The 4,947-nt window shown below is 70.3% G+C and carries 5 protein-coding genes and 1 pseudogene; 5 read left to right on the top strand and 1 reads right to left on the bottom strand.

Annotated features, from left to right (window positions below; all coding sequences use genetic code 11):
• A pseudogene (locus V7Q31_RS17450) lies at positions 1-273 on the bottom strand (ABC transporter substrate-binding protein); the annotation flags it as partial.
• Between the two features lie 164 nt (positions 274-437).
• Here V7Q31_RS17450 and V7Q31_RS17445 point away from each other — a divergent pair.
• From V7Q31_RS17445 to V7Q31_RS17425, 5 genes are all read left to right on the top strand, one after another.
• On the top strand, positions 438-1,178 hold the full coding sequence (locus V7Q31_RS17445) for a cupin domain-containing protein (protein ID WP_333835127.1): 741 nt from the start codon (positions 438-440) through the stop codon (positions 1,176-1,178).
• 137 nt (positions 1,179-1,315) lie between these two features.
• Positions 1,316-2,602, top strand: a complete 1,287-nt coding sequence (locus tag V7Q31_RS17440) for a flavin monoamine oxidase family protein (RefSeq protein ID WP_333835126.1) — start codon at positions 1,316-1,318, stop codon at positions 2,600-2,602.
• 159 nt (positions 2,603-2,761) lie between these two features.
• Complete coding sequence (locus tag V7Q31_RS17435) at positions 2,762-3,253, top strand: Lrp/AsnC family transcriptional regulator (protein ID WP_333835125.1); 492 nt, start codon at positions 2,762-2,764, stop codon at positions 3,251-3,253.
• Between the two features lie 158 nt (positions 3,254-3,411).
• Positions 3,412-4,572 (top strand): glycine cleavage T C-terminal barrel domain-containing protein, encoded by a 1,161-nt coding sequence (locus tag V7Q31_RS17430; RefSeq protein ID WP_333835124.1) that lies wholly within the window; start codon positions 3,412-3,414, stop codon positions 4,570-4,572.
• Positions 4,573-4,747: 175 nt separating this feature from the next.
• Positions 4,748-4,947 (top strand): selenium-binding protein SBP56-related protein (locus V7Q31_RS17425; protein ID WP_333835123.1); only part of this gene is annotated, 200 nt, incomplete at its 3' end.

Raw genomic sequence — 4,947 nt, 5'->3', positions numbered from 1 at the left:
GCCGCGCATCTTGGTCAGCGCCTCTTCGGTGCCGCCGAAGATCGCGAAGTTCGGCGGCGCGCCATGCTTCTCGATGTAGGAGCCGAACAGGGGTTCGAAGTCGAACCCGCCCCAGGTGAACAGCGTCGGATGATCGCCGGTCGACGCCGCGGCGCGCGCGGGCGCGAACGGCGTCGTGACCAGCCCGACGCCGAGGGATGACAGCGCGCCGAGGAAGGCGCGGCGCGACTGCTCGCCCCGGCGCACCGCGTGCAGGTTGTCGATCAGGTCCATGCCTCGTCTCCCTCCGTCCGATCGACGCGATCGCGACTGAATGAACTTTCATTAAGTTCAAGATTGACACCATGCCGCAGTCAAGCGTTTTCTCGCCGGAACGGATGGAGTTGATCGCGCGGCGGGCAGGCGCTCCGCGCGGCGGCGGCAGGAGGGGCGCCGATATGGACGATGGGCAGGCGACGCTTCGCGAGGCCAACGCAGGGCCGGTGCGCATCGAGCCCCGCGGCCCGGCCGATGCCGGCCTTGTCGAGTGGGAGACGCTCGATCCGGCGACGCTGGAGGCCGGCACGCCCGTCCAGCGCGGACACCTCTACGACGAGGACGCCGCAGACGGCTATCTGGTCGGGGTGTGGGAGGCGACCGCCTTCGACGATCGCGCGGGCCCTTACCCTGTCGACGAGTACATGCTGCTGCTCGAGGGGACGGTGGTGATCGCGATGCCGGACGGAACCGAGGTCCGCATCGACGCGGGCGAGGCGTTCGTCATCCCCAAGGGTCTGCGCTGCCAATGGAAGATGCCGGGCACGGTGCGCAAGATCTTCATGATCCTCGGCGCCTCCGCCGGGACCGCCGGCGCGAACCCCTCGCTCGCCCGGGTCACGAAGCCCCCGATCTCGGGCCTCGGCCGGACAGGCGACGGCGCGGTGTCGATGGCGCACACCGCGTTCCTCAGCGCCGACGGGCGGATGGCGGTGACGCGGACGGACTACCCCGACGCGATCGAGGCCGGCGAGACGTCGGTGCGCCATCGGCTCGTGTCGGTCCTCGCAGGCGCGGTCGAGATCGACGGCGCGAGGTTCGGCGCGGGCGAGACCGCCTATCTGCGCGCCGGCGCCCGTGGACGGTGGCGCGTCGCCGCGGGCACGAGGCTCATCGAGGCGTCGTTCGCGCCGGGCGTCTGAGGCCCCATCCGCCGCCGGGCAGGGCTGGGCCGCGACCGGCCGCCCCTGCACGATCCGTATCGCATCGAACCCCGAACCGGGCGGGCGCGCTTGCGCGCCGCCTCGGGACGGCGCCGAACCCGGGAGACGTTGCCGCCATGCAGAACGAGGCCCAGCGCCACGCAGCGATTCCGTCCGACCCCGAAGTCGTGATCGTCGGGGCGGGGGCCGCCGGCATGGCCGCGTCCCGGCGGCTCGCGAAGCGCAAAGTGAGCCATGTCGTGGTCGAGGGCGCGAACCGCGTCGGCGGGCGGGCGTGGACCAGCCGGACGGAATTCGGCGCGCCGGTCGACATGGGCTGTTCGTGGGTCTCGGGATCCGACGGCAACTCGCTGGCGAAGATCGCCCGGCGGGGGCCGTTCACGCTGGTCGACCACACCGACGCGCCGGAGTCGCTGTTCGTGGACGGCAGGCGCGCGACGGGCGAGGAATGGGCCGCCTACCGCGACGCGCAGGACGCCGTCGACCGGGCGCTGCGCAAGGCGGGCAGGAAGGGGCGCGCGGTTCCCGCCATCGACGTGCTTCCGAAGGATCTCGCGTTCTCGGGAACGGTGCAGTCGTGGCTCGGCGCGATGGACTATGGCGTGGACTTCAGGGACCTGTCTCCGATGGACCATTGGGAGCAGGCGGACGACCAGCCGAGCTGCTTCGTCCGCGAGGGCCTCGGCACGGTGGTGGAGACGCTGGCGGACGGGGCGCCCATCGCGCTGGGGGCGCGCGTGACGGCGATCGACTGGAGCGGGCCGGGTGTCTCGGTGGAGACGACGCGCGGCGTGGTTCGGGCGAGGATCTGCCTCGTCACGGTGTCCACGGGCGTCCTCGCCTCGGGCGCCATCCGCTTCGCGCCCGAACTGCCGCTGGCCAAGCGCGAGGCGATCCACGACGTGCCCATGGGTCTGCTCGTCAAGGTTCCGCTGCTGTTCGACGGCGCGCGCTTCGGCCTCCGCGACGGCGAGATCGTCACCTACCGCGTGCCCGACGAGACGCCGGCGCCCGCGTGCTTCTTCATCGCCTGGCCCTGCGGCCACGACTACATGTTCGGCAACATCGGCGGCGCGTTCGGCTGGGAGATGTCGCGCGCCGGCGAGGCCGCGACCGTCGACTTCGCCCTGGGCGAGCTCGTGAAGCTGCTGGGAAGCGACATCCGCCGGCGCTTCGTCAAGGGCATCATGACGCCCTGGGCGGACGATCCGTTCTCACTGGGCGCCTATTCGGTGCAGCGGCCGGGCCGCACCGGGGCGCGGGAGGCGCTCGGCACGCCTATCGCGGACCGGCTGTTCTTCGCGGGCGAAGCGGTGAACGCCGAACGCGCGGCGCTGGTGAACGGCGCCTACGACAGCGGCGTGCGCGCCGCCAAGCGGATCGCGAGGGCGTTGCGCGGCTGACCATGCCGAACGGCGACCCCGGCCCCCGCGCCCTGCGCCGACAGCACGGGCTTGCGACCGTCCTCATGGCCGCGTAACCGGACAGGGTGTCCAGGGACCACGGGTCCCGTGCGCCCCTTGCCCGGGACGCAGGGTCCGCGCCATGGGAGCCAGTTCGCCATGACCCGGGTCGGCCTCGATGCGATCGACATCCGCATTCTAAGCGCGGTGCAGAAACATGGCCCGCTGAGCCGCGCCAGGCTCTCCGAACTCGTCAACCTGTCGCCGACGCCGTGCTGGGCGCGGCTCAAGCGGCTGGAGGCCACCGGGATCATACGCGGCTACGGCGCCGACATCGCCCTCGAGCGCATCGCCCATCTTACGGAAGTCTTCGTCACGGTCTCGCTGGCGCGCCATCGAAAGGCAGATTTCGACCGGTTCGAGGCGGAGATCCGCAGGCTGGACGAGGTCGCCGAATGCGTCGCGACCGGGGGCGGCATGGATTACGTGCTCAAGGTCCTGAGCCCCGACATGGCGGCCTTCCAGGCCCTGATGACCGGCCTGCTGGAGGCCGAACTGGGGATCGACCGCTACATGACCTACGTCGCGACGCGGCGCATCAAGGACGCTCCGCCGAACCTTGCGCGATTGGCGCCCAGGCCGCGCGGCTGACGCGGACGGTTCGGTCCGGACAGCCGGGGTCAAATGCGCCGCGCGGCCTGCGCATCGTCCGAGAATCGGGCCGTTCGGCCAAAGCGTCGGCGCATTATCTCCGGCAAGAAACACGGTTGGCGGATCAGCCGGACCGATGAAACGGGAGCATGACGCCAATGATTCAGGCCGCAGAATTCGGATTCTGGACACAGATTAGAAAGTCCCCCTACTTCGAATCCACTGTTCGTTGGGGTACGAAGGCCTTTTCGGTCTACAATCACATGTTCATACCCCGTGATTTCGGCGACCCTGAGCAGAACTTCTGGAATCTTGTCAACGATGCGATCCTTTGCGATGTCGCGGTAGAGCGTCAGGTCGAGATCACGGGGCCGGACGCGGCGCGCTTCGTCCAGATGCTGACGCCGCGAGACCTGTCGACGATGGCGGTCGGCCAGTGCAGGTATGTCCTCATCACCAACGCCGAAGGCGGCATCCTGAACGACCCGGTCCTGCTGCGGCTGGGCGCGGCGCATTTCTGGCTGTCGCTGGCCGACAGCGACATCCTGCTGTGGGCCCAGGGCGTGGCGGTCCATGCCGGCATGGACGTCACGATCCGCGAGCCGGACGTCTCGCCGCTGCAGTTGCAGGGGCCGAAGTCCGGCATGGTCATGCAGGCGCTGTTCGGCGAGTCGATCGCGGACCTGCGCTACTACTGGCTGCGCGAGGCGGAACTGGACGGCATCCCGCTGATCGTCTCGCGCACCGGCTGGTCCAGCGAACTGGGCTACGAACTCTACCTGCGCGACGGTGCCCGCGGCGAGGAACTCTGGGAGCGGATCATGGCGGCCGGCGCGCCTCTGGGATTGAAGCCCGGCCACACATCGACGATCCGCCGCATAGAGGGCGGCATGCTGTCCTACCGCGCCGACGCCGACAGCGACACGAACCCCTTCGAACTGGGTCTCGACCGTCTGGTGAACCTCGACATGGAGGCCGACTTCATCGGAAAGGCCGCGCTGCGCCGCATCCGCGCGCAGGGCCCGCGCCGCCGGCAGGTGGGCCTCGTGATCGATGGCGCGCCGCTGCCGGGGCCGAACACGACGTTCTGGCCAGTGCTGAAGGACGGCGCCGTTGTCGGCAAGGTGACCTCTGCGGTCCATTCGCCACGGCTGGAGCGCAACATCGCGCTGGCCATGGTCTCAAGCGCGCACGCGGCGGTCGGAGAGGCGGTCGAGGTCGCGGGACCCTTCGGTCGCGCGGCGGCGACAGTGGCGGATCGCCCCTTCCATGACCCCGCCAAGCGGACCGCCGTCGCGCCCGTGCCCCGCACGGCGTGATCGGCGCGCCCCGGCGCGAAATCCCGGCCGCGCAGCGACGCGCGCAGGGGCGGAGGCTTCGGATCGCTTTGGGGTCGACCCGGAATCGGCGCTATGATCGCCGCCCCGGGGCCCATGGCGCCGCGACGCGGAAGCCGGCCGTTCGAGCCGGCGCAGCACAGGGAAGGAGACGACGATGAACCTGAGGCCCGATCCCACCTTTCATCCCTCGCCGCGGATGGCGATGGAGGCGCCGGCGGAGACGCTGGCCTACACGCTGCTGCTGAGCCCCGATTTCTCGCAACCCGACGCTCTGGCCGTGGTCGACGTCGATCCGGGGTCCGGCACCCATGGGCGTGTCATCCACGTCCTGCCGATGCCGAACAAGGGCGACGA

Source organism: Rubrimonas sp. (genome assembly GCF_036788415.1).
Classification (GTDB): domain Bacteria; phylum Pseudomonadota; class Alphaproteobacteria; order Rhodobacterales; family Rhodobacteraceae; genus Rubrimonas.
Note: the sequence above shows the minus strand (reverse complement) of the source record. Positions and strands in the feature narration are given on the sequence as shown.